Origin of the sequence: Granulicella sp. dw_53 (genome assembly GCF_018449545.1) — a bacterium.
Classification (GTDB): domain Bacteria; phylum Acidobacteriota; class Terriglobia; order Terriglobales; family Acidobacteriaceae; genus Edaphobacter.
This window is the reverse complement of record NZ_JAAVUR010000008.1, coordinates 190,479-216,659: the sequence shown is the minus strand read 5'-3', so window position 1 is coordinate 216,659 and position 26,181 is coordinate 190,479. Positions and strand designations below refer to the sequence as shown.

The following is a 26,181-nucleotide window of genomic DNA, read 5'->3' as shown; positions in this document are numbered from 1 at the left end:
TTGAGGCAGATCGCGTCTCTTACGTAACCGAAGTGGGTGTGCCGATCGCGGAGCTAATCCGGAAGGTGGAATCAGCGATGACATGTTCTATCGTAAGAAGTACATTGGCTTAGAAGCGTACCAGTACGGCCACTGAAAAAGCTCCTCCAACGAGAGCATATGGCCGAAGCAGTAGGTGGCCAAGCAGACGCTCGACAAGTGGCCCCCAAATCATCCTCGCGCTAATATGTGCTGCTATGCTAGACGGAACCTCCGACAACGGCACCGGAATGCCTGTCTTTCTATCTCTGTCGCAGACTGCTCAAGGTTGAAATTGCGCCATCATCTGATACACAATTCTGAAACCATCTGAATGAGGCTCGGCGGGTGGATCGTCCCCGTCACTCTACGTAAAATAGAGATGAACCTCGTCAGTACGTCATCATCCACTAACATTGGACGCCGTCCTTCGCCCCTGCGCCATTGATTCCAAGTTTGATCTTCTAACTACAGCTACTCATTCAAGACTAGATACCTCAAGAAACCACCAACCCATCCACAGATCATCGTTGGATGAAACTCCTAGGATTCGGAGCGCTCGTCACAGCAAGAGAGGCCATTTTGATTCATCTATCTTCATCCCCGATATCTATTAGTTGTAAGAGGAAGTGTATCCTCCGATCTTCCAGCGCTAGCGCATTCATTACGACAGGAAGCAGTCTACCCTTCGCCGTCTTAGCTCTATTCTTAGCGATATCTTCCCCACTCTTCGCGCAAGTCACCTCCGGAGCCATCCTAGGCTCCGTTCAGGACACGTCGGGGGCCATTCTTCCCGGCGCCAAGATCACCGTCATCGCCAGCGCCATTGGAGTAATCCGGTCCGTCACCTCCGGCAAGAACGGTACCTTCTCTCTCACAAATCTGCCTGCCGCTACCTACAGTGTCACTGTCCAGGCCCCCGGTTTCGAAACCAACACCAAGACCGGTGTCATCCTAAGCTCCGCCGACAACCTCAACGCCGGTTTTTTTATTCTGAAGGTAGGCGCCGAGTCCACCACCGTCACCGTCGAGACTGATGCCGGTCAACTACAACTACAAGCCAACTCCGGCGAGCGCTCCGACCTCATCACCGGCAAGCAGCTCAACGACATCGCCCTCAACGGACGCAACGTGCTCGATATCGTCCGTGTTATTCCAGGCGTCTCTGGCTCCGGTGCCTTCGGTGCCTCCGGAACGAGTGGCCTCGATAGCTACTCCATCAACGGCAGTCGTACCAATCAGCACGACTTCACCGTCGACGGAGCCTCCAACGTCGATACGGGCAACAACGGCACAACCCAGATCACCGTCAATACCGACGCCATCGCCGAGGTCAAAGTCCTCACCTCTAACTTCCAGGCAGCCTTCGGCAAGGCCGGCGGCGGGTCTATCGTCGTCACCACCCGCGGCGGTACTAACGACTTCCATGGAAATGCGCACTTCTTCCACCGCAACGAAGGCATGAACGCCAACGACTGGGTCAGCGACCACAATGGCACCGCCAAACAGCTCTATCGCTATAACACCGTCGGTTATCAGATCGGCGGCCCCATCAATAAAGACAAGCTCTTCTTCTTCTTCTCCAATGAGTTCTACCGCCAGCTTGTCCCCGGCGGCATCACTCAGTACCGCAGCCCCACCGCTCTAGAACGCAACGGTGACTTCTCACAGTCGGTCGACAGCAGCGGCAACCACCTTCACATCTTCAATCCCGAGACCCACCAGCAGTTCGCTGGCAATGTCATTACGCCGGGTGCACTAAGCGCAGCGCAGGCATCCGCCTTCGCACAAATCCAGAAGATCCTCGCGCTCTATCCTCTCCCGAACGTCACCGGCAACAATACTTACAACCGTCAGGACCCACTCTCCTCGACCCACCCCCGCACAGAGTACATCGGGCGCGTCGACTATCAACTCTCCCAGTCTGAACGTCTCTTCGCTCGTTATGTCCGCAACCAGGATACCCAGACCGGCCCTATGGGCTCCTTCGGCATCCAATGCCTTGGCCCCCTCCAGATCACCGGCGGCTGCACTAATTCCCAGCCTGGCTGGAACCTCGCCGTCGATCTCATCAGCACACTCTCGCCTACGATCGTTAACGAGGTCAGCGTCGGGCCCAGCGTGTACTCGTCCCGTATCGCAGGCGTCAGCGGGAACATCACCGTCGGCGCTAACAGCATCAATTTGCCCCTGCTCTACCCTGTCACCTCCGAAACCTCGATCCCTGACTTCAATTTCAGCGGCAACGGCCAAACCTACCCCGGCAGCTACTTTGGCTCGACACCCTGGCACCAGGCCAACACCACCATCACCGCGAACGACAATCTCACCTGGAGCTTTCATAGCCACACATTGAAGTTCGGTGCCTTTTACCAGCGCAACCGAAAAGATCAGGTCAGCTACGGCAACAGCAATGGACAGTTCAGCTTCTCCACCAACTGCACTGGCCCCTCCGGCTGCCTGATCTCCACCTCCAGCAACCAGGGTTCCCCTTACGCTAGCGCTCTACTTGGAGCCTTTTCCAGCTTCGACCAATCCAGCGCACGGCCCACCGGTTACTTCCGCTACAACCAGGTGGAGTTCTACGCGCAAGACACTTGGCAGATCACCCCGCGCTTGACTCTCGACTATGGCGTCCGGTTCGTCTACATTCCGCCGCAATATGACGCGAAGAATCAGATCGCGCTCTTCAGCCCTTCCGCCTATGCCCCTTCGACCGCCGTTCAGATCGATCCCGATGGCAACATCATTCCCAACACAGGCAACCGCCTCGACGGCATGATCTTTGCCTCGAACGGAACTCTCCCTAGGGGTGGTTGGAACAGCAACGGCATCATGCCCGAAGCGCGCTTCGGTTTCTCGTTCGACCCCTACGGCGATCACAAAAGCGTCCTCCGCGGCGGCTTCGGCACCTCACACGATCGCGAACAGGGCAACCTCGTCTTCAACACCGTCTTCGGCAACCCAGCGCTCGTTACCACTCCTACTATCTCCAACGGGACCATCGCCGGCATCGCCTCTGCGGCTCAATCCAACTCCGGCGTCCTCAGTGGAATCTACGGTGCCGACATCTCCGGACAGGTGCCCGTCACTTACAGCTACTCCTTGGGCATTCAGCGCGAAGTCGGTAGTGGCATCACCCTCGATGTCGCCTACGTCGGCAATGTCAACCGTCACCAGGTCACCGCGCGCGACATCAATACCATTCCCTACGGCACCACCTTTACCCGCGCCGCCCAGAATCCCGCTAACTTCGCCGGCGGCGTCGTGCCCGCCGTCGAACCCAATCTTCCACCAGAATATGCTGCCGCAGGATATTCGTTCTCCGGACAGTATGCCTATCAGCAGAACTTCCTCTCTCCCTACAAGGGCTACGGCCAGATGGAGTACTACAAGTTCGACGGTACCTCCAGCTATAACTCTCTCCAGACCTCTGTGCAGCGGCGCTTCTCAAACGGCCTCACCTTCGGCGGCGTCTACACTTGGTCCAAGACCCTAACTACCTCGAGCGCTGACGAAACCTTCGTCGATCCCTTCGATCCCCGCAAGTACAGCTACGGAGTCGCTAGCTACGATCGCCGCCACATCGCAGCTATCAACTACGTCTACGACCTGCCCAACCTCAACCAGCGATTCCACGGCCCATCCTGGGTGGGCTACCTTACCGACAACTACCAACTCTCCGGGCTCGCCAGCATGCAGAGTGGGGTACCAGTCCGCAACGCCCTCTTCTCCCCAGCCAACCAGTTGACCGGTGGATCTCAGTACAGCAAGACACCACCCGCCTTCGTCGGCGTTGACCACAACGGCAACCTGCTCCTGCCGACCATCGGCCAGCCCAATCTCGGCGCACCCGGCAGCCTTCGTCAGGGCGCATTGGTGACGTGGGACTCGTCCATCTTCAAGAACTTCCCGTTCGGCAGCAAGGAGAAGGGGCGCTCCATTCAGCTCCGCGGAGAATTCTTCAACATCCTCAACCACCCCAATTTTTTGACACGCGACTATGGCGCTAACATCACACTACCGTCCTACAACAACTCCACCGGCACCTTCACTCCACTCTCCATCGCGAAGGACACCAATTGGGGTCAACCCACAGCGTCCTATAACCCAACCGGCCCTGGCGGACCCCGCGTCATCCAACTTGCCGCCAAGGTCTATTTCTAGCCTCAACTCAACCCGCGGATGAGTGTTCTAAACCACCATCCGCGGCCGCAAACATTCGGTCACCTTCCATGGTGAAGTCATCTCCTCTAAAAGAGGTAGATACCGTGTAGCGCGCAACAACTGTTACAATTCCCCCTCAAATTGAGACGTCACATTTTTGGCTGAAGCAACTGCTCCGGGGGAAACAATGCGCTCGAACACTGCCCGTAATACCATCTGCGTCATCTCCTTAATCTGGACCTTCGGCCTCTCGAACCTTATTGCCCAAAGTACCTCTGACCCACTCGAGAAGAACTTTCTGAATCCGCCCGAAGCCGCTCGGCCGCGCGTCTGGTGGCACTGGATGAACGGCAACATCACCAAAGAAGGCATCGGTCTCGATCTCGATTGGATGAAGCGCGCTGGACTCGGCGGATTTCAGAACTTTGACGCTGCCCTTAACACACCCAAGGTCGTCGACAACCGTCTCGTCTATATGGATCCCGGCTGGAAGGAGGCCTTTCGCTTCGCCATCGAGAAGGGTAAGTCTCTCGGCTTTGAGATGGCCATCGCCGGCTCTCCTGGATGGTCTGAGACTGGCGGTCCCTGGGTCACTCCCGAGCAGGCCATGAAGAAATACGTCTGGAGCGAGACTACTGTAGAGGGCGGCAAGCACTTCAGCGGCATCCTTCCCAAGCCTCCCAGCGTCACAGGTCCCTTCCAAACCCTCGCCTCGCAGGACCCCATGGGCAACATGGGCGGAGCAGGCGCACACCCTCCCTCAGTCCCCGACTTCTATAAGGACTCCGTCGTCATCGCTTACAAACAGGCCACTGATGACAAACCCCCAGCCGCGCTAAAGCCCACCGTCACCACCACCTCCGGAGCTGTCGACTCTGCCGCGCTGTGGGATAACGATCTCATGACCAGCGCCTCCATCACGGCGCCCACAACCGAACCCGCCTGGATCCAGCTAAGCTTCCCCATGCCGCAGACTATCCAGTCCGTCACCTTCGCCCTAGGCGGCCCTCGCAACCCGCTCGGGATGTTCATCCCTGAGACCAACGACGGGCCCATGATCGAAGGCAGCGAAGATGGCACGACCTTTAGTCCGCTGGTTCGCGTCCCCACCTTCGGTGCCGTCCAGCACACCCTCACCTTCCCTACCAAAACTCTTCGCGCCATCCGAGTCACCTTCGCCCCCAAGGTCTCCAGTGGTCTCGGTCCCGATGATCTCGACCTCACCGACCTCGGCGTCAAAGGTCCTACATCGTCACCCCCTGTCATGGTCGCCGAGTTCTCCGTTCACTCCGGTGCACGCGTCAATCGCTTCGAAGACAAGGCCGCCTTCGCCGCTCCGCCCGATCTCTATAGCTTCGCCACTGGCGATGTCTCCCCTGCTTCCGCCGTCGATCCCAAGTCCGTCGTCGATCTCACTTCGAAGATGCAGCCTGACGGTTCGCTTACCTGGGATCCGCCCTCTGGCAAGTGGACCATCGTGCGCATGGGCTATTCGCTCACCGGAATTACAAACCATCCCGCGCCACCCGAGGCAACCGGACCCGAAGTCGACAAGCTCAACAAGACCTACGTCGCCTCGTACATGAACAAGTACCTCGATAACTACAAGGACGCCACCGGTGGTCTGATGGGGACCGAGGGCGTGCGCTACGTCATCACCGATAGCTGGGAAGCTGGCACGCAAAACTGGACCGACGATATGCTCGCCGAGTTCCAGAAGCGTCGCGGCTACAGCGCCACGCCATATCTTCCCGTTCTCACCGGACAGATCGTCGGTAGCGCGGCAGACAGTGACCGCTTCCTCTGGGACTTCCGCAAGACCATCGCCGAGCTCGTCGCAGAGAATCATTACGGCACCATCGCCGAGCTCCTCCACTCACGCGGCTTGAAGGTCTACGGTGAATCGCACGAAGATCGCCGCGCCACCATCGGCGACGGCATGGAGATGAAGCGCTACACCGACATTCCCATGGCCGCCATGTGGACCCGCCCCGGCGAGCAGTTCGGGTCCCAGGCCGACATCCGTGAGTCCGCCTCGGTCGCCCACATCTACGGGCAGAACCTCGCCGCCGCCGAATCTCTCACCAGCTCCGCCGGCCCTTGGGCTTGGTCGCCCGCCATGCTCAAACCCACTGCCGACCTGGAACTCGCCAGCGGCCTCAACCGCTTCGTCATCCACGAGTCCGCGCATCAACCGCTCGTCGGCAAAGCCCCCGGCCTCGCCCTTGGCCCCTTCGGCCAGTGGTTCAACCGTAACGAGATCTGGGCCGAGCAGGCCACACCTTGGATTAACTACCTCGCGCGTAACTCCTATCTGCTACAGCAAGGCCGCTTCGTTGCTGACGTAGCCTACTTCTACGGGGAAGACTCCAACCTCACCGCCATCTTCAACGACCACGCACCCGACGTCCCCTCTGGCTACAACTTCGACTACATCAACGCCGACGCACTCATCAACAAACTCTCCGTCAAAGACCACAATCTAATCACTCCCAGCGGCATGACCTACCGCGTCCTCGTGCTCGATCCCTACGCGACGCACATGTCGTTGCCAGTGCTGCGGAAGCTGCACGAACTCGCCGTCGCAGGTGCCACCATCTACGGCGCCCGCCCCACCGCCGACCCTAGCCTCGGAGACGACGCCAAAGAGTACAAGACCGTAGGCGACCAGCTCTGGAACTCACGCGGTCGCGTCAAGCTGCAGGTCTTCAGCCAGGAGAAACTCTCGATCTTGCTCGAAGACTTACGGGCCAGGCCTGACTTCGAGTACACCAAGCCCGCAGCTGATACCAAAGTTCTCTTCGTCCATCGCCACCTCGAGGACGGAGATCTCTACTTCCTCGACAACCGCAACGACCGCCCCGAACAGATCGAGGCCACCTTCCGCGTCACCGGCAAGATCCCTGAGATATGGCACGCCGATACCGGCCAGATCGAGCCCATCAGCTACCGAATTGAAGACGGCCGGACTACCGTGCCTCTCCCGCTCGACGCCTACGGCACGACCTTCGTCGTCTTCCGCAAACCTGCATCGGCACCATCGCTTACTCTACCTGCGAAGCACGACGTCACACTCGCTCCCGTCAAAGGTCCATGGAAGATCTCCTTCGAGCCTAACCGCGGGGCACCGGCTACAACCACCGTGTCGACGCTTGCCTCGCTCAGCGAGAACGGCGACACAGGCATCCGATACTTCTCCGGCCATGCCACCTACATCAGAACTATTAATGCCCCCGTCACATGGTTCAAGCATGACGCGCTGCTCTGGCTTGATCTCGGCGACGTAGCGAACCTCGCCGAAGTCAAGATAAACGGAAAGCCACTAGGCATCGTGTGGAAGAAGCCCTTCCGCGTCGACGTCACCAGTGCGCTCAAGCCGGGAGACAACCATATAGAGATCACCGTCGCCAATCTATGGGTCAACCGCCTCATCGGAGATGCACAGCCAAACGCCACCACAAAGTACACCTTCACCACCCGCAACCCTTACAAGGCGAACTCCAAGCTTCTCCCTTCTGGTTTGATCGGCCCGGTACAGGTAATGGAGACTCAAGTCGTCGGCAGGTAGAACCCATATGCGTAACAACGACGCAAGCTTCGCAGGTAGAGCTGGCACCATAGCTGTCGAAGAAGCTCCGGTTGTGCTCCGTAGTAATGTTCTTCCCTTCCCCAATCTGGGAGGTTAGAAGTTGACTCGTGCTCCGAGTTCGATTCGACGTGCGGCCTCCGCGGCAAGAGACTGCGCGAAGGTCGGAGATGAGACGACCGTACCAACCGCAGTAACGTTTGTATGGTTCAGCAGATTGGCGCTCCGTACGTTGAGGGTCAGAGTTCGTTGATGATCCGGCCCTCTATTGAGGTTGAAAGTGCGACTCACACTCAAATCAAGGTGAATAGTCGTTGGCAAGGTTCCGAGATTTTTGGGGACATTGCCATTGATGGCATTGGTGCTGAGCAGCCCAAAGCGAGTAGCAAAGACCCCGTTCCCTGGCACGGTGGCATAAGAAGGACGGTCATTAAAGGTGCCGTCGCCATTTGCATCTGTCCCCGTCGTCAGATTGAATGGACTACCGGATTCGGCATCCATTACTGACGACAACTCTACCTTGCGAGGAAGGGTCAGATTGCCGGTGAGAGTCATGCGATTCTTTACCACCCATGAGGCTTTCCCGGACTCGCCATGATCGGTATACGAGGACTGAGGGACATCGAGGTCATTTCCGTAGTTTCCCGATACGCTCGTATGTACATAGCTCACATTGATGCTTGCACGCTTGAAGCTATTCTGGCTAATACCGGCCCTGACCACATTACCAGCAAGATGACCGGTATTTTGGAACTGGAGAATGTTCATATTGGGAGCAAGGGGACGAGGTGCAAATAGGACTGCGGTGGGATCCGGCACGGTGTTATTGCTGCTTGCGACAATGGGGGCATTGATATTGCGTACACGAACTCCATTCCATGCCACCCCATATATGAAACCGACGGACATGCTCCACCCATGAGACAAGGACTGCTCGACGCTGAGATTGAATACGCTTAGAGTGGCTTCGCTCAACGAATGTGGAAGTGCACGCACAGTGCTTACCTGGAACGACCCAGGTACTGGAGTAAGCGGTGCGATAAAGGAAGGCGAATAGACCAGGGCCTGACGCTGACGAATACCATTCAAGCGGAACGCCTCTGTCGATGTACTCCGATTATTAAAGTCGTTGAAGAGACCCGCACGAGCGTGAAGCACTGTGGAACTCTTCTTACCAAGGGCCCACGCCACGCCGATTCGCGGTTCCAGGTTGAGAAAGCTGGCGGGGGAGGTTTGAAGCTGAGAACGGATGCCAGCAGAGAGAGTCACGTTAGAACGGAGCTTAATGGTGTCCTGCGCATAGAGTCCGGTCTGCCATTGCGTATAGTTCACAAGCGCAGTACCCGATGTAATCTGAAAGGTGGTTGGCACACCACCCGCCAGGTTGAGACGGGCTCGTCGATACTGCTCCAGAGCATTGATATTCGTGGCCTGCGAAAGTGGCTGTCCATTAGTATCCAGCACAGGAGCACTACCGCCTCCAAAGACGAAGGCTCCATTGAAAGTATCCGGATCGAAGTCGTGAACAAAATAACCAAGTGCCTTCGCACCGATCTTCAGCGAATGCTTGCCGCGCACATAAAGAATATCGTCGTTGACCTCAAGACTGCGGTCGCGATTATTGAGCTGCTGCCCCGTGAAACCACCACCAACGAAGAAACCAGCTACCTGCAGTTGAGGCGCCGTCGAAAGTGGAGTCTGGACCGTATCCTTCCATGTAAATCCAAGACGAGTTTCATGAACGAGATTTGGACCGAAAGTCTGCGTATTCTTAAGTTGGAGGGTATATTCGCTAACGTGATTGGTGTATCCAGCCTCAGCGAGTGTCAACCCACCAACCCCCTGATTATCGAGATCGTTGACATTCGCCGCAAACGACGCTGTCGCGGAATCGCTGGCGCTAACTTCCATGTCTCCGCGCGCCGAGGCAACCCATAACCGCTGTGGTGCTGAAACTGTCTGATGCAAGGCTTCCTGATTGTTATTACCATCGAGCGTAATGGCGTTTACAACATTGAATTCATCAATATCGCGCTTCTCGAACGCCAGATTGAAACCAATCTTCTTGGGAACGATGGGGCCACCCACAGTGAAGCCATACCGGCGCTTGCCTGCTGGAGTCGACGTTGAAGAGAAGGGATTGGTGGCGTTAAAGCTTCCATCGCTATCGGTAAAAAATAGAGATCCATGCAGAGAACCCCCTCCGACCTTAGTTACAACATCAACGTGACCGCCACTAGCGAAAGGAGGCCATTGATACTCCGACGAGAAGAGATCCGGATTGATCCGAATGAAGGCAATGGAATCTTTCGGGGGCAGAGCGCTGGTGTTCTCGAAACCATCTACCGTGATTGCGGTCGAGCTCGGTGCACCTCCCGTTGTCGCTGCAAGTGCTTGGAGCTCTCGAATCAGATCGTCGGGATCGTTGGCCAACCGCTCAATGTCTTTTGTATTCAGGGTTCGAGAGCCTGGCCCCTCTCCCCCTTCCATTGGTGCTGGCTCATCCCCAACCTGGATAACCGTTTCAACCTCAGAGAGAGCAAGCTGAATCCGCATGCTCAATCGACCGTTCGGAGAAATCGGCGCACTTTCCGTCTTTGGGGCAAAGCCTGGAGCCTCGATACTGATCTCAGCCGACGGCGGCGTAACACAGGGCAGGACGAAATGACCTTCTGAATCGGTAACAGCGGTCGGGCCGCTGGCAGCTTTGACCTGCGCCCCTTGTATTACCAGATTGCCAGGGTCGGTAACCACACCTTCAATACGGAGGCCATTGCTGCAACTCTGCGCGGCTGCAGTAAGAGAGTAAAGAGAAAAGATCAGTATTGGATAGTGTATGTTCATATATTTTGACTTCGTTCTGTATGCTTGTTTGCGTAAACCGTTGTCGGAAAGTTCGGCCGTATTGTTGTTATTCTTCCAATTGAGTTGGTCCTGCTTCGTCGTTGTTCCTGAGAAATGGCGCTCTTCAAGCCGCTGATCTCGGGTCTTGCCATTCACCATGAGAGGCATTTCATGGATCTCCCTTGAAAGGTATGAAGTTAGAGCTCTGTGTTTTCTTGAATAACAAGGCAATACGCAAAATATTCCAAACGGAAAGCACTGAATCTCGAAATCGAGGTCTTGCGCTTCAGAATCTGCAGAGAGCAGCTACAGAGGGACAACATCCTTCGCACTCGCGCGTCCTCCTATTGGCGACGGAACGCTAAGTAGATTCGCTGTATCGGCAGGGCGGACCATAGGATCCAAAACGGATCACTCTGCAGGCGATTGTCATCAGTTCAGAAGTAAGTCGGAGGGGCGTTACGAACCTATTCGCGTCTTCGCCGCGAACTTTAGGACAAGCGTAAGTTGCAGGCCACACCCAAAGCCGGCAGCAGCTATACCATTCGCGTCTGAGCATCATACTTTATCTATGCTATAGTCTTCTCGATAAATATTGTTTGATTTCTACCCTGGTAGATGAGTTACGGTCGGACCGTTTATGGATTGCAAATCGTTGAGTGTATCCAAGCGGCATAGAACCGGATGTGCATCTCGGATACCGCAAAGAAGGCGCTTCTATGCGCCGTCGGAGAGATCCTTCAACTTATCCCTCTCACGACCAATGACTGCTAGTCATACCCAATTACACGCACGTTCGTGCTCGTGAATCGTCACCACTGGGTCCTGCGAACTCTAAGGCATTTACGTCGCAGATAGGTTCGGAAGAGGGATGGGAATGAGCCGAACAATGGATCCGAAGATCAGCGAAATACTCACAAGAGGCGCTGCGATTCCGGCTCACCCACTTGCATTGACTGCCGCACGTCGTCTTGACGAACGGCGTCAACGAGCTCTAACTCGCTACTACGTTGCCGCAGGAGTAGACGGCATAGCCGTCGGAGTACATACAACTCAATTCAGTATTCGAGATCCCCACATAGGACTCTTCGAGCCAGTTCTGTCACTCGCCGCAGAAGAGATGAACCGAGCCGATCTACTTCGGATTGACCCTTTGCTCCGCATCGGTGGGATCTGCGGGGACACGAACCAAGCAGTCCGCGAGGCCGGTCTTCTCGCAGATCTCGGTTATCACTCCGGCCTCTTAAGCTTGGCTGCTCTAAAAGACCGGGACGAGGCAGCCTTAGTAAACCATTGCCGCAGCGTAGCTCAGATCATCCCAGTAACTGGCTTCTACCTGCAGCCCTCCGTCGGAGGTCAGGTCCTCTCATCGACATTCTGGCGTAAATTCGCCGAGATCGATAACGTAGTCGCCATCAAAATCGCTCCTTTCAATCGCTACCAGACCCTGGATGTCATGCGTGCTGTCTGCGAGTCCGGCCGAAATATCACTATCTACACCGGCAACGACGACAACATTCTCATGGATCTGGTCACCCCATATTCATTTCTAGTCCAAGGCAAAAGGCAGCAGCTTCGCATGAAGGGTGGCCTTCTCGGGCATTGGTCTGTCTGGACGCATACGGCAGTCCACCTCTTCCATGAGTGCCAGGAACTCGTCCACAGCACCGATGGCATTCACCATAACTTCCTCCAGAAGAGTGTCGAAGTAACCGATACCAACGCGGCGTTCTTCGATGTTGCAAATGGATTTGCTGGCTGCATCGCCGGCTTGCACGAAGTGCTGCGACGTCAGGGCCTCTTGGAAGGAATCTGGTGCCTCGATCCCAACGAGACCTTGGGAAAAGGTCAGAAGGAAGAGATCGATAGAGTCTACGAGGCCTATCCACATCTCAACGACGACAGCTTTGTACAGCAGCATTTAGATAAATGGCTCGCGCCATAGTAGTTGGTTCCTATCCTGGCTTGCCGGAGATCACGATGTCCGATCGACTCGACCGCCGAAGCTTCATGCAACTCGCCGGCACGACATTTGCGGCGGGAGCGATTGGACCAGCGCTAGGACAGCCCGCGTTGGGATCCCCAGCCGACGTGGCATCTCCAATCCACTTGGGAAAGGTAGCGTGGGTAAACGACGATCAGACTGCGGATTCCGTAATCAAAGACGTACGGGAACTTGGCCTTCGCACCTGTCAAATTGGCTTCGAGCATCTATCGACCGACATAGTCGCTCCGCTACTCGCCGCACTCAAAAAATACGCAGTAGAAGCAACCTCCATCAGCGAACACAACCCCGGCCGCCGCATCTTCGACTTCTACCAGGGGCCACTTACGATTGGAGTGGTTCCCCCGGACACACGCGCCGTCCGCATACAAGCCTTGAAGATTGCAGCCGACGTCGCAAGCCTCGCCGGCATTCCCGCAATCCACACCCACTGCGGCTTCATCCCCGAAGATCCAAACGACCCCCTATATCCACAGGCCGTCGAAGCAGTGAAAGAAGTAGCCAGCCATTGCAAGCAAAGAGGCGTAGTATTGCTTTGCGAAACGGGACAGGAGACCCCCATCACCTTAGTCCGAATGATCGACGATGTGAACCTTGGCAACGTATTCGTCAATCTGGATCTTGCCAACCTCATTCTCTACGGCAAGGGAAATCCCGTCGATGCAATGGACGTCTTTGGTGATCGAGTGCGAGGGATCCATGCTAAAGACGGGAAGTTTCCGACCAATCCGAAACATCTGGGTGCAGAGACCCCGATCGGTGAGGGGAAGGTCGACTTCCCACGCGTCTTTGAGGCTCTGAAGAGGATCAACTACAAGGGCTCCATGATGATCGAACGCGAGGTCGGAAACGAAGCAGAGCGCAGAACCGACATCCTTAGGTCTAAGAAATTTCTTGAACGCCTCATTCTGAAGACCTACGGCTAAAGCTCGAAGTGGGCGGCCTAAGTCAAAGCATGCGTCCGAACCAAAGGAGTTGGAGATGATAAGAACCGCTCCACACGATACCTTATCTGAACCCGCTCCACGAATCTTCTACGGATGGTGGATTGTCGCCGCGGCCTTCCTCAATCTGTTCTGCAGCACAGGAGTCATCTACTATGGATTTCCCGTCTTCTATCCCGCCTTGGTAGAGTCGCTCGGATTCACCCGAGCGCAAGTCACACAAGGCTTCCTGCTTGGTTTCATCATCGTTGGGTTGCCATTTGGCTATCTCGCCGGCTTGCTCATCGACCGGAGTGGAGCTCGCCGAGTTATCCTCCTTGGCGTTGCCTTCATTGGGCTCCCGCTCATCTTCATGGGATTCATGAATAAGTTCTGGCAGTACGAAATCCTTTGCCTGTTCGAGGTCCTGGGATACGTCTTCGCCGGGCCAATCGCAAACCAGGTCCTTATCTCACAGTGGTTTCGTCTGCGCCGAGGACGCGCAATGGGATACGCCTATCTGGGACTTGGACTCGGCGGTGTATTCGCTCCGCCTGCTGCAAACTTCCTGATCCATACGTTCGGCTGGAGATACGCACTCGAAGCCGCTGGAACCTTGATTCTCCTAGTACTCTTCCCCGTAGGCTTCTTCGTCACGGAATCAACACCCGCCGACATGGGACTTCTACCAGACGGGACGATAGCCACCTCCGCCCCACCTCTAGAGAAGACATCAGATTCCTCCATGACCATAAGTCAAGCGATCCGCACAGCAAACTTCTGGTTCATTCTGGCCGGCTCCGCACTGGTCATCGGCGCCATCAACACCGTCATCCAGCACTTTATCCTCTTCCTGCAGGACCACGGCCACTCACGAACCACCGCCTCGCATTTTCTCTCCGTGCTTCTGGCATCGAGTCTGGCTGGACGTGTAGTTGTCGGCTACATCGCGGATCGCTTCGTAAAGAAGAACGCGATGGCGCTGTTTTATCTCGTAATTGGCGCGGCCATTCCTCTGCTCTTTCTCGCAGATCGTCCCCTTGCCGCATGGAGCTTTGCGGTAACCTTCGGATTCGCCATGGGTGCGGACTACATGCTCATCCCGCTCGTTACCGCAGAGTGTTTCGGCGTGGGCTCTCTAGGAAAGCTCCTCGCTCTACTCATTATGGGTTACTCGGTCGGTCAGTGGGTAGCCCCATGGATGGCCGGAAAGATCTTCGACACGTATCACAACTACGATCTCGCCTGGAAGATAATAGCCGCGTGCGGCATCCTTGGTGCAGCGGCAATCTACACCGTCAGGGTGCCTCCGTCTCTTTCCACCGCGCCAGACTGAAATTCGTGACGCCTCGAAGATAGAACCTTCAAACACGGAAGAACTGAAAGAAGAAAACGTGAGAACAACGCACATCAGCGATGTAGAAGAGCTGGAAGATCTCTTAAGTCTCCCAACTCCGGAAACCGTTGCTGCCCTCGGCAAGCTGGAAGGCGACATCGTGATTTTGGGCGTCGGAGGAAAGATGGGCCCGACGCTTGCGCGGATGGCCAAACGCGCCTCCGACTTAGCCGGCATCTCACGCCGCGTCATCGGGATCTCACGCTTCACCTCCGCAAGCCTGCCAGCGCAACTCCACTCCTGGGGAGTGGAAACACACTCCTGCGATCTCCTGGATCGCACGGCCTATGTAGACCTTCCCGAAGCTCCCAACGTAGTCTTCATGGCCGGCATGAAGTTCGGTTCGACGAATCAGGAGGCGCGAACATGGGCGATGAATACCTTCATGCCTGGACTAGTAAGCGAAAGATATCGCGACAGCAGGATCGCGGCCTTCTCCACGGGCAATATATACGGGCTATCTTCGATCAACCTCGGCGGCTCCCTCGAAACCGACGAATTAAACCCCGTCGGAGACTATGCAATGAGCTGCCTGGGCCGCGAGCGAATCTTCGAGTACTTCAGCCGCACCTATGATATTCCGCTCTCCATCGTCCGCCTGAACTATGCAACAGAGCTTCGCTACGGCGTTCTCCTGGATATCGCAGAGCGCGTACTAGCAGGACGTCCAGTATCGCTGCACATGGGCCACCTCAATACCATCTGGCAAGCCGATGCGACCGCGATGAGTCTGCAATCGCTCCTGTACGCCTCATCTCCGCCCTTCATCATCAACATAGCCGGTCCGGAGTTGATGAGTGTACAGCGCATCGCCAGAAACTTCGCGGAACGTTTCAACACCGATGTTCGCTTCGAAGGAGTCGAATCAGGAGACGCCATCCTCAGCAACGCGCAAAAATCATTTGAACTCTTCGGCTACCCCACAGTCAGCGTGAACCAGATGATCGCATGGATCGCCGACTGGACCACCCATGGCGGAGAGAAGTTAGGAAAACCCACTCACTTCGAAGTACGTAGCGGAAACTTTTAAATCGACTTCATCAACCTCGCACCTCAGCAGACGCCACCCCAGGCACGGAGGGGACACCATGAACCGTAGAGATATACTTCAAGGCCTTTCATTGAGCATGCTCTCCCGCAAGCTTCTCTCGAACGAGCCTCTGCTCGCGCAGACCGCCAAAACAAAACCGAAGCCCATCGCCGCCAATGATCGAATCAACGTGGGTGTTATCGGTCCGGGCAGTAGAGGCCGGGAGGTCATGCGGCAGATGCTACGGATACCCGGTGTCGAAATGGCAGCCGTATGTGACGTGTACGAGCCACGCTTCGCAGAAGTAAATGAACTTGTAGGCAAGAAGGTGATGTCCTACAAAGACTACCGCGAGCTTCTGGAGCGGAAAGATCTGGATGTAATCCTGATCGCCACACCGCCTATCTTCCACTCCGAATACACGATCGCGGCTCTCGAAAAAGGCAAGCCAGTCTATGGCGAGAAGACACTCGGCTTCACCGTTCAGGATTGCAACGACGTCGTCGCCGCCGTAAAACGAACCGGACAGATCTTTCAAATAGGTCACCAGTTGCGTTACGCATCTTGGATTCAGCAATCCATCAAGCGCGTCCGTCAGGGCGACATCGGTGTTCCCACCCATGTCTATGCCTACTGGCATCGAGCCGATGATTGGCGCCGTCCAGTCAACGATCCAAAGCTTGAGCACCTCTTCAACTGGCGCCTGTACAACGAAACCTCCGGCGGTCTGCTCGAGGAACTTGGATCGCATGCAATCGACATCGCCAACTGGGTCTTCGGGGAGACACCAGAGACGATCATGGGCTCCACTAGCATCGCCGTCTATCATGACGGCCGCACCGTTGGCGACAATGTGCAGGCAGTCATCGGCTACTCCAAAGGCCGCCGCATGTTCTTCAGCTCCATTACGGATAACGCCATGATGGCCGATCAGATCTGGATCTACGGAACCGAAGGCAGCGCCCAAATCACATTGCAGGACGCCACGTTCTATCGTCCTACCCAAAAAACGGTAACGGCGTCATCACACACCGATATCGTCGAGCGCGGCGTCAAAACAGGTGCGTCCTACAAGACCAGTTGGGAGATGCCGTACCGTGGGCCAGGAGAACGTGTGCAGTTTCCCTCCGGCGATGATCCAACCTTGACGGCCTGTCAAGCGTTCTTTCAATCGGTGCGCGATAAGCACCAGCCAGTCGCGAGCGCAGAGGTAGGATTTGGATCGGCCATCGCTTGCGTGGTAGGGAAACAAGCCATGACCGAGGGACGAACGATAACTGTGCCTCAACTCCCAAAAAGTTAAACCTGAAGTGGCATACATCAACGCCGAATAGAAGCCACTTCGCATCCAGAATGAGGAAAGCCCGGCACAAGGACAAGGTCATCCATGCTGAAGATTGCGCCTCCGCTTTGGCCCATGATCTGTCTTGTAATACTTTGTCAGAACATAAGACACCTGGCCCCGCAGTCCCATACCGTCACAACCAAACCACTGCAACTTTACTCAAGCAGTCATCCCGCGATGGGCACGACCTACTCCTTATATCTCTACGCATCATCGGCCACCGAAGCCGACGCAGAATCAGCGGCAGTATTCGAAGAGATCGACCGGCTGGAACAGTTACTCAGCAACTATCGGGAAAGCAGCGAACTCTCTCGAATCAATCGGGAAGCAGATAGCTCCGAGGTAACAACCGATCCCGAGACCTTCGAATTCCTTCAGACCTCTCTCGAGTGGAGTGCCCTATCAAACGGAGCGTTCGACATCACCGTCGGCAAGCTGATGAAAGCGTGGGGATTTTTCAGAGCATCCGGACACCGCCCAACCCAGCAAGAGCTCACACAAGTAAGCAACGAAATCGGATGGGAAAAAGTCCAACTGGATCCACAGCGCCGCACAGTCCGATTCCTGTCTCCAGGAATCGAACTCGATCCTGGTGGCATCGGTAAGGGTTACGCCATCGAGCGGTCAGTCGCAATCCTTCGCGCAGACAATGTTCAGGCCGCTCTACTCTCAGCCGGAAGCAGCACCATCTATGCATTGGGCGCACCCCCCGGAACGTCAGGTTGGAAGGTTCGCGTGCCCACCCTCGGAGACCACCAAAACACCCTCTCCACCGTAACCTTGCGCGATACGTCTATCTCGACCGCCAACTGTTCTGAGAAAAACTTCATTCAGAATCACCATCTCTATTGCCACATTATGAATCCCCATACCCTGCAGCCAGTCGAAGGAATACTGCAAGTCTCCATAATCGATCCATCGGCCACCGCCAGTGACGCCCTCTCCAACGTACTCTTCGTATCAAGCGCCAGACAAAGGGCTTCCATCCTGCAACATCTGCCAAAGGACTCTGCGTTCATCATCACTGGCACCAGGCTGACCTCCCGCTGTAAGACCATTCGCTGGACGGGAACTAGAAACGGCTACTGTTCAAGCCGAATGGCCAACAAAACACATTGATACAGTCATCTACCATCAATGCGGTAACTCGAAGTTCATTTCACGAATCCTGTCCGCTCAACCCGGTCAATAAGAATCTGCAGGCCCAGTACCCACGCAGCCACCCATTTCCACGCAAAATCTCCGTAAACTAGTCGGATGGATAAGTTTGTAGTGCGTGGCGGCAACCCCCTTCTCGGCACCATTAAAGTCTCCGGAGCAAAAAACTCCGCTCTCCCTTGCATGGCCGCCGCCATCCTCACCGAGGACGAAGTAATCCTCGAAAACATACCTCAGGTCCGCGACATCGAGACCGAGCGCAAGCTCCTCGTCAGCATGGGAGCAGAGGTTGAACTCGGCTACGGCCGCGCCCAGCATCGCACCAGCATCAAGTGCGCCCTCCTCTCCGACCCCGTCGCCAAGTACGAAATCGTCAAAACCATGCGAGCCTCCTCGCTCGTCCTCGGTCCCCTCATCGCCCGCACCGGCGTCGCCCGCGTCGCCATGCCCGGCGGCTGCGCCATCGGAGACCGCCCCATCGATCTCCATATCAAAGGCCTCGAAGCCATGGGTGCCACCGTCTCCTACGATCACGGCTACCTCGAAGCCCGCAGCCCCAACAGCGGCAACAACCGCCTCCATGGTGCTCACATCGTCTTCGACAAGATCACCGTTACCGGCACCGAAGACCTCCTCATGGCCGCCACCCTCGCCGAAGGCGAAACCCTCTTCGAGAACTGCGCACGCGAGCCCGAAGTCACAGACCTCGCCGCCCTCCTCATCGCTATGGGTGCTCAAATCGAGGGCGCAGGCACCGGCACCATCCGCGTTCACGGCGTCCCCCAGCTCCACGGAGCGCGCCATAAGATCAATCCCGACCGCATCGAGGCTGGCACCTTCCTCCTCGCCGGAGCCATCACCGGCGGCGACCTGAACGTCGACTGCTGCGACCCCTCACACCTCGGCGCACTCATCGCCAAGCTCGAACAGTGCGGCGTAAAGATCGACGTCGGCACCGACCACATCCGCGTCCGCTCCGGCGGCGACCTCAAAGCCTCCGACATCTCCACCGAGGAGTACCCCGGCTTCCCCACCGACATGCAAGCCCAATTCATGGCCCTCGCCACCCAGACCGAAGGCACCACCACCGTCACAGAAAACATCTTCGAAAATCGCTTCATGCACGTCGGCGAACTCAACCGCATGGGCGCCAACATCACCGTCAACGGCCGCACCGCCACCATCCGTGGCAAGACTCCCCTTCAGTCCGCCGCCGTCATGTGCTCAGACCTACGAGCCTCCGCTTCCCTCGTTCTAGCGGCTCTGGTCGCTGACGGCGAGACCATCCTCGACCGCGTCTACCACCTCGACCGCGGCTACGAGCGCTTCGAAGAAAAACTCCGCGGCGTAGGCGCCCAGATCCGCCGCATGGGCGACGTCTTCGGCAAAAAATAGCACTCCGTCCGCTTCTTTGGTAGATGGATTAAAGCTACGAAACGTATCGCAACTAATGCTGTTACGTAAAATTTGTCATCCTGAGCGAAGCCACTCGCAGTCTCATCGCGAGTGGCGCAGTCGAAGGACCTGCGGTTTGCTCAGACCGTCAATCCTTTCAAATGGTTTAGGCATTCTCCTTACCTGCATGCCTTTGAGATGAGAGTAGGATCTTTGCCTACAAACTTCAGCCCCAAGCCTCTCCTTCACACTGCAACCGATTATCAGCCATCCCTCCAACGCGAAGTCCAGCCAACGCGATACCATAGCTCAATCCTCAAAGCGCCCCACGGAGCTCGCAAGATGAAGTTGTCCCTACGCCTGGCAATCGCCACCGCACTGCTGCCCCTCAACCTCCTGGCCCAATCCCCTACACCCGACTGGGACGCCGCCGGCAAAGCCTGGTTCGCCCACGTCCAGTACCTCGCCTCGGACGAGCTTCAGGGCCGCCGGCCCGGCACTCCCGGCTTCGACGCCGCCGTAGCCTACGTCCAAAAGCAGTTCCAATCCATCGGCATCCTGCCAGCCGGATCCAGCGGCTACCTCCAGCCCGTCCCCCTCGACCAAGCCACCATCGACCCCGCTAAATCCTCCGTGGCCCTATGCATCGGCGCCACCCAGACGCCGCTGGAACTCACCAAAGAGATCACCCTCAGCCCCCACATCACACCCGGTGGCCCCATCGACGCACCCTTGGTCTTCATCGGCTACGGCCTCGATCTCCCCGCCAAACACATCAACAATCTCGCCAACCTCGATCTTCACGGTAAGGTAGTTGTCTTCTACAACGCCAGCCCTGCGAACGTCCTCGGTCCTCTGCGCGCATACTCCCGCGTCCTCAGCCAACGTTGGAAGGCCCTGCAGGCCGCCGGAGCCATCGGCGTAATCTCCTTCACCCCACCCCGCAACCCTCCCGCTCCAACACCTCCCGGCCCACGCCCCACTTATCTCATCTCCGATCCCAGCTTGGAAACCCTCCCTGGCCTTCGCCTCAACGCCACCCTCACCGCCGCTGGAGCCGAAAAGCTCCTTGCCACCTCCGGCCACACCTTCGCCGAAATCAAAGCCCTCGCCGACCAGGGAAAACCCCTTCCCATCTTCCCCTTCAACGGCAACCTCCACGCCACCACCACCGTCCAGCAGTTAGCCCACCTCGCACCACCCAACGTCATCGGCGAGCTCGAAGGCTCCGACCGCAAGCTCAAGCACGAATACATCGTCATCAGCGCCCACCTCGATCACCTCGGAGTCGGCCGCGCCGTCGACGGCGACACCATCTATAACGGTGCCATGGACAACGCCTCTGGCGTAGCCTCCGTCATCGAAGCCGCCAAACTCCTCGCCGCCGGACCGCGCCCCAAACGCTCCATCCTCTTCATCGCCCTCACCGGTGAGGAGTTAGGCGAACTAGGCTCCCAATACTTCGCCACCAAGCCCACCGTAAAAAAATCCGAGATCGTCGCCGACCTCAACATGGACATGTACCTTCCGCTCTTCCCTCTCCGCTACCTCGAGATCCAGGGCCTCGGCGAATCCACCCTCGGCAACGACGCCCGCGCCATCTGCCAACTCAACGACGTCGAGCCCCAGTTCGACAAGCAGCCCGACGAGAACCGTTTCATCCGCTCCGACCAGGTCAACTTCGTCAATCAGGGCATCCCCGCCCTCGCCTTCAAGTTCGGTTGGACACCCGACTCCCCAGAGATGAAGACCTTCAACGAGTGGGTCAAGGCCCGCTACCACCAGCCCTCCGACGACCTCCAGCAGCCCATAGACAAAGTTGCCGCCGCGCAGTTTACCCACATCCTCGGCCAACTAGCCGCACGGGTAGCCAACAACCCCCAACGCCCCACATGGTACCCGGAGAGCTCCTTCGCCCCTCACTAAACCCAGGAGAACATGGAACAAAGACGATTACATGTTCTCTCAGCTATCCAATCCACTTCCGATACACCCACGCATCCATTCTCTTCGCACCCGCCGCAATCCCGCTGTAGAACCCCGCAACCCGCTCTCCTCGCACATAACCAATCCGCTCGTAGAACCTGATCGCCCCCTCATTCTCGACAAACACATGCAGCCCCATCCAGATCGCTCCACTCTCTCGTGCTTGTTCCTCCGCCTCTCCCATCAATCTGCCAGCTAACCCCGACCGCCGCCACTGTTCACTAACATCCAGAGTCACCACATAGCCCCCCATCGCCCGGCCGCTTCCCTCCAGATGCACGATTACAAATCCAACGATCTCCCCTGTACTCTCGACCTCCGCCACCACCACGACCGCTCTGCGATGCCCCACAAAATGCCGCATAGACTCCCGGTCGAACCGGAACTCCGCAGCAAAGCAGGCCTCATCGATCTGGAAGAGAGTCTCTAAATCAGTCTCTCGATAACCACGCAGCACAATCTCCATAGCTCATCTCCACCAGCACCGGCGCTCCCTCTCTTCGAGCCACAAGTATCTCTCTCCATGCTCGCACGCTGACATCAAAACACCATCTCAAAAGAAAAAACCTCGCATTCCTGCGAGGCTCTCTCACGTTTCCACCTGCAATCTCAAAAGTGCGAAAGCTCAGCGCGCTTCGTATCCGGGCGTCCCGCCAGGCTCTTTTCGAGCTCCCGTTCAAGCACATCGACAGCCACGTCCAGGCCGCGAGTCTGTGCAATCACCTTCTGGAAGGCACGCGCCTTGTCGCGGTAGCTCGTATCCTTCAGCACCTTCTGAATCAACCCGGCGAGACCTTCCACCGTCAGATCCTCCACCTCCACGAGCTCACCCACACCATGATATGCAATGCGGCTGGCGACACCTGGTTGGTCGAATCCAATCGGCATCGCCACCATGGGAACCCCCTGCGCCAAAGATTCGAGCGCCGTATTCAACCCCGCATGCGTGATACAAAGAGCCGCACGCTTCAGCAGCTCAATCTGAGGAGCCTTCCTGACAACAATCGCATTCGATGGAACGGGTCCCAGCTCATCGAGGTCGACAACGCTGCCAGCCGAGAGCACCAACTGAACCCCCGGAATCGTCTTTACCGCTTCGAGAATGGTGCGAAACACCTGTTCCAGGCCATTCACCAGCGTTCCCAGAGAAGCGTAGACCAGAGTCTCACCAGTCAGCCTCTCCCACGCAAAAGGGACATCCTCTCGCCCTCCTTCATCATGAAAGGGACCAGCGTAATGAAACGCGGGAGGCCACGGAGCGCCGCTGAAATCGAACTCCCGTGGAGTCTGGGTAATCACCGCCACCTTGGACACCGTCGCAGCCGGATTACTCCATTCAATCTGAAGCCCTTCCTTCTCTGCATAGGCCTTCGCAACCTCCGCCATCGGCCCAAAGAAACCACCCATCGCTTTAACTCCCTCCATGTTGCGGGCAAGGGCCTCCGGAGTAGTCTCATGCGGCCAACTAAAGTAATACGGTGGAGTCGCGCCCGAACGATCCAGATGAAGAATATTCCAAATTTGGGCGTAAGGCATACCCAGACGAATCGGCATCAACTCGGTAAAACGGTAGACAGTATCAAGGACCAGCGCCTCCACACCGGTCTCTACCAGCTTCTCGGGCAACTTATTCAGCGTCGCCCGAACGATGCCAGGAAGAATGTTCCAAGCGGTATACCGCACCCCTTCCAGGCCCGGCAACTTCGCCACAGGACCAAACAGCTTCGCGACAGATCCTACCGGATACTCTTCTTTGCAATAGGAGACGAAATCCAGCTTCGCAGCCCGAACGATCGGTCCACAATCCAGAACCCCAAAAAACACTACCTCGTGCCCACGCGCCTTCAACCGTCGCGCGAGCGTCGTCATGGGATTCAAATGCCCCGTCAGAGGCATACTCAAAAAACCAATCTTCACAGTGTCTCTCTCTTCACATAAGTCAATCCTCGGATCGACTCATCCGGCATGCAACGCAAAACCTGCATTAGAGAAATAGACCCGCCCTCTCAAATTTTATTCCCAGCGGGCACAACCTCTGGAGATGGAAAGGCCGCGAAACTAAAGCTTCCCCGCAAGAAACAGCTTCATAGCAGCCGCAATCTCCACCACATGCGTCTCCGTCGCAAAGTGTCCCGTATCCAGAAATTGAACCTGAGCATTCGGGATATCTCTTCGATAAGCCTCCGCCCCCGCAGGAATGAAGAAAGGATCGTGCTTACCCCAAATCGCCAGCAGCGGAGGCTTAGCTTTGCGGAAGTACTCCTGGAATACAGGATAGAGCTTGACGTTATTGGCATAGTCCAAAAACAAATCCAACTGAATCTCCATATTCCCCGGCCGTGCGATCATCGCGGCATCCAGCGTATAACCCTCCGGTGCAATAACCGCAGGATTCGGCACTCCATACGTATACTGCGTGCGAATCCCCTCAGCGCTAAGCTCCCTGCGAACAGCCTCGCGATTCTCTGCTGTCGGCTCTCGCCAGTACCGCCGAATCGGAGCCCACGCATTCCCCAATCCCTCTTCGTACGCATTGCCATTTTGCGAAACAATAGCCGAGACCCGTTCAGGATGCGCCAACGCCAGCCGAAAGCCAGTAGGAGCGCCATAGTCGAAGACATAAAGCGCATAGCGTTTCAATTGGAGTGCATCCGTGAAGGCGCCAATCGTCCGAGCCAAAGCATCGAAAGAGTAAGTATAGCCGCGCTTCTCCGGCACCTCCGTAAATCCAAAACCCGGCAGATCCGGCGCAATCACGCGGTAGCGGTCAGCCAATCGCGGAATGAGTTCGCGATACATAAACGAAGACGTCGGGAAGCCATGCAACAAAAGCACAACCGGCGCATCGGGCGCGCCCGCCTCTCGATAAAAGACGCTTACGCCGTCCGCCTCCACGCGATGAACAGACGTGCGCGGAATCTCAGAAGTAGTGCTGCCCCGCTCTGCGTGAACTGTAGGGACTGCGGCCGAAGCCGCGACTAAGCTCGCCCCCTGTGATAAAAAGTCTCGACGAGTCATAAATCTCCTTGATATTAGCCAACGAATGCGACACCCTTGAAATCCATTTCTATGGTTACTCGGATACAGTCACCTGTCAATATCAGAATCTCCGGTTACAATAGAAAAGATCGCCGGACTGGAAATATGCAAAATAAACGACAACCCTCCACACAACAAGAGCCCATTCTCCTCGCCGATCATCCGGCACTCGATCTCTTGAACACCCTTCCCAACGTGAACGGCAAGCTCGTGGATCTCTTCCAGACCGACGCAGACGTCGTGCACTGGCTAGTCCGTGCCGAACTCACCCCGCCGGCAACGCGCCCACCCGCGCCGCCGTCATCCCTGCTCAACGCCGCGCGCACCCTGCGCGAGACCTTTCGCCGGCTGCTTCAAAAGTACAAAGCTGACGAACGCGGAGACCTCACAGCCATCAACGCCTTCCTAACCGAAGCGCAAAGCCATCCTCAACTCGTCTGGGACCGGTCACGCTCTCTGAAGGTAGCCCGTGTACGCCAACAGACCACACCGGAGCAGATCCTCGCGCCCCTGGCGGAGATCGCCGCAGACCTTCTTGTCACTGGAGACATGGATCTAGTGAAGCGCTGCGAGGACGAGACCTGTGTGCTCTGGTTCTACGACCAGACAAAATCCCACCATCGCCGTTGGTGCAGCATGGCGACCTGCGGCAACCGCCACAAAGTAGCTGCCTACAGAAGACGAAATCTCGAAAGAGAAATCTGAACGCAGACTACCCCTCCGAGACCCGCGCCGAAAGTCGATCCACGATTCTCTTTGCCACCTCGGAAGGCCCCTCGGAACTGAAGACCTGAAGATCTCCCAGTTCCATATACCCATCAAAGCGGGCCGCAAACGTAGCCTGTTGCAACAAATAATTCAGCCCCAGACCCCGCCCCATCTGACGTTCCAGCACGATCTTCATGCTCTCCTCGAAACTGCGGGATGGCATCAACAAGATCGAAGTCCCCGCCTCTTTCACCCTCAAACGATTGCTGGCAACCACCTCGGGTTCGACATCGGTGACCAGGAAACCCGAGGACAGAACGAAGAGGGCAGGCTCCTCTTGCATCTCCAATAACTCACCAAACAATGTCGCATTGCGCCGCACATACGCAGCGTATCCATAGCGGTCCAGGTAGCTGCGAATCGGTTCGACGCGTGCACAGAACTCCTCATCCAGATCGATAAAATCGCGACCCAACATAGAGGCAACAAACCGGCCCGCCGCACTCTTACCCACCCCTCCCGGCCCTATAAGAAAGAGATGCGCCATCCATCCAGCTTAGAGCACTTGGCATCACGCACCA

General features: G+C 56.6%; 16 protein-coding genes. 11 read left to right on the top strand and 5 right to left on the bottom strand.

Features of this window, described 5'->3' with window-relative positions; translation table 11 throughout:
• Positions 1-552 precede the first annotated feature (552 nt).
• On the top strand, positions 553-4,185 hold the full coding sequence (locus HB393_RS14450; RefSeq protein ID WP_213805884.1) for a TonB-dependent receptor: 3,633 nt from the start codon (positions 553-555) through the stop codon (positions 4,183-4,185).
• Between the two features lie 187 nt (positions 4,186-4,372).
• Positions 4,373-7,753, top strand: a complete 3,381-nt coding sequence (locus HB393_RS14445; protein ID WP_213805883.1) for a glycosyl hydrolase — start codon at positions 4,373-4,375, stop codon at positions 7,751-7,753.
• Positions 7,754-7,867: 114 nt separating this feature from the next.
• On the opposite strand, the gene HB393_RS14440 is transcribed toward HB393_RS14445, so the two are convergent.
• The gene (locus tag HB393_RS14440) at positions 7,868-10,846 is read right to left on the bottom strand and encodes a carboxypeptidase regulatory-like domain-containing protein (RefSeq protein WP_255551122.1); all 2,979 of its coding nucleotides are present in this window, start codon (positions 10,844-10,846) and stop codon (positions 7,868-7,870) included.
• A gap of 646 nt (positions 10,847-11,492) precedes the next feature.
• On the opposite strand from HB393_RS14440, the gene HB393_RS14435 reads away from it, so the two are divergent.
• From HB393_RS14435 to HB393_RS14400, 8 genes are all read left to right on the top strand, one after another.
• The gene (locus tag HB393_RS14435) at positions 11,493-12,560 is read left to right on the top strand and encodes a dihydrodipicolinate synthase family protein (protein WP_255551121.1); all 1,068 of its coding nucleotides are present in this window, start codon (positions 11,493-11,495) and stop codon (positions 12,558-12,560) included.
• Positions 12,561-12,595: 35 nt separating this feature from the next.
• Entirely contained in the window at positions 12,596-13,546 is a 951-nt protein-coding gene (locus tag HB393_RS14430) for a sugar phosphate isomerase/epimerase family protein (RefSeq protein WP_255551120.1), read from the top strand.
• 55 nt (positions 13,547-13,601) lie between these two features.
• On the top strand, positions 13,602-14,879 hold the full coding sequence (locus tag HB393_RS14425) for an MFS transporter (protein WP_213805882.1): 1,278 nt from the start codon (positions 13,602-13,604) through the stop codon (positions 14,877-14,879).
• Between the two features lie 58 nt (positions 14,880-14,937).
• Positions 14,938-15,969, top strand: coding sequence for an NAD-dependent epimerase/dehydratase family protein (locus HB393_RS14420; protein WP_213805881.1), 1,032 nt, complete (start codon positions 14,938-14,940; stop codon positions 15,967-15,969).
• 58 nt (positions 15,970-16,027) lie between these two features.
• Positions 16,028-17,272 (top strand): Gfo/Idh/MocA family oxidoreductase, encoded by a 1,245-nt coding sequence (locus HB393_RS14415; RefSeq protein WP_213805880.1) that lies wholly within the window; start codon positions 16,028-16,030, stop codon positions 17,270-17,272.
• Positions 17,273-17,491: 219 nt separating this feature from the next.
• On the top strand, positions 17,492-18,433 hold the full coding sequence (locus HB393_RS14410) for an FAD:protein FMN transferase (RefSeq protein WP_255551119.1): 942 nt from the start codon (positions 17,492-17,494) through the stop codon (positions 18,431-18,433).
• Positions 18,434-18,571: 138 nt separating this feature from the next.
• Positions 18,572-19,867, top strand: a complete 1,296-nt coding sequence (gene murA, locus HB393_RS14405) for a UDP-N-acetylglucosamine 1-carboxyvinyltransferase (RefSeq protein ID WP_213805879.1) — start codon at positions 18,572-18,574, stop codon at positions 19,865-19,867.
• Positions 19,868-20,209: 342 nt separating this feature from the next.
• A complete protein-coding gene (locus tag HB393_RS14400) occupies positions 20,210-21,793 on the top strand; it encodes a M28 family peptidase (protein ID WP_213805878.1) in 1,584 nt (527 codons plus the stop codon).
• A 43-nt stretch (positions 21,794-21,836) separates the two neighbouring features.
• Here HB393_RS14400 and HB393_RS14395 read toward each other — a convergent pair whose 3' ends face one another.
• The 3 genes from HB393_RS14395 to HB393_RS14385 all read right to left on the bottom strand — a co-directional run bounded on the left by HB393_RS14395 (position 21,837) and on the right by HB393_RS14385 (position 24,871).
• The gene (locus HB393_RS14395; RefSeq protein ID WP_213805877.1) at positions 21,837-22,319 is read right to left on the bottom strand and encodes an N-acetyltransferase; all 483 of its coding nucleotides are present in this window, start codon (positions 22,317-22,319) and stop codon (positions 21,837-21,839) included.
• A 143-nt stretch (positions 22,320-22,462) separates the two neighbouring features.
• Entirely contained in the window at positions 22,463-23,770 is a 1,308-nt protein-coding gene (locus HB393_RS14390; protein WP_213805876.1) for a nucleotide disphospho-sugar-binding domain-containing protein, read from the bottom strand.
• A 141-nt stretch (positions 23,771-23,911) separates the two neighbouring features.
• Entirely contained in the window at positions 23,912-24,871 is a 960-nt protein-coding gene (locus HB393_RS14385) for an alpha/beta hydrolase (protein ID WP_213805875.1), read from the bottom strand.
• Between the two features lie 126 nt (positions 24,872-24,997).
• Between HB393_RS14385 and HB393_RS14380 the strand changes: the two genes are divergently transcribed.
• A complete protein-coding gene (locus HB393_RS14380) occupies positions 24,998-25,597 on the top strand; it encodes an ABATE domain-containing protein (RefSeq protein ID WP_213805874.1) in 600 nt (199 codons plus the stop codon).
• Between the two features lie 7 nt (positions 25,598-25,604).
• Here the strand turns inward: HB393_RS14380 and HB393_RS14375 are convergent, their stop codons facing one another.
• On the bottom strand, positions 25,605-26,147 hold the full coding sequence (locus HB393_RS14375; protein ID WP_213805873.1) for a shikimate kinase: 543 nt from the start codon (positions 26,145-26,147) through the stop codon (positions 25,605-25,607).
• Positions 26,148-26,181: the final 34 nt, after the last annotated feature.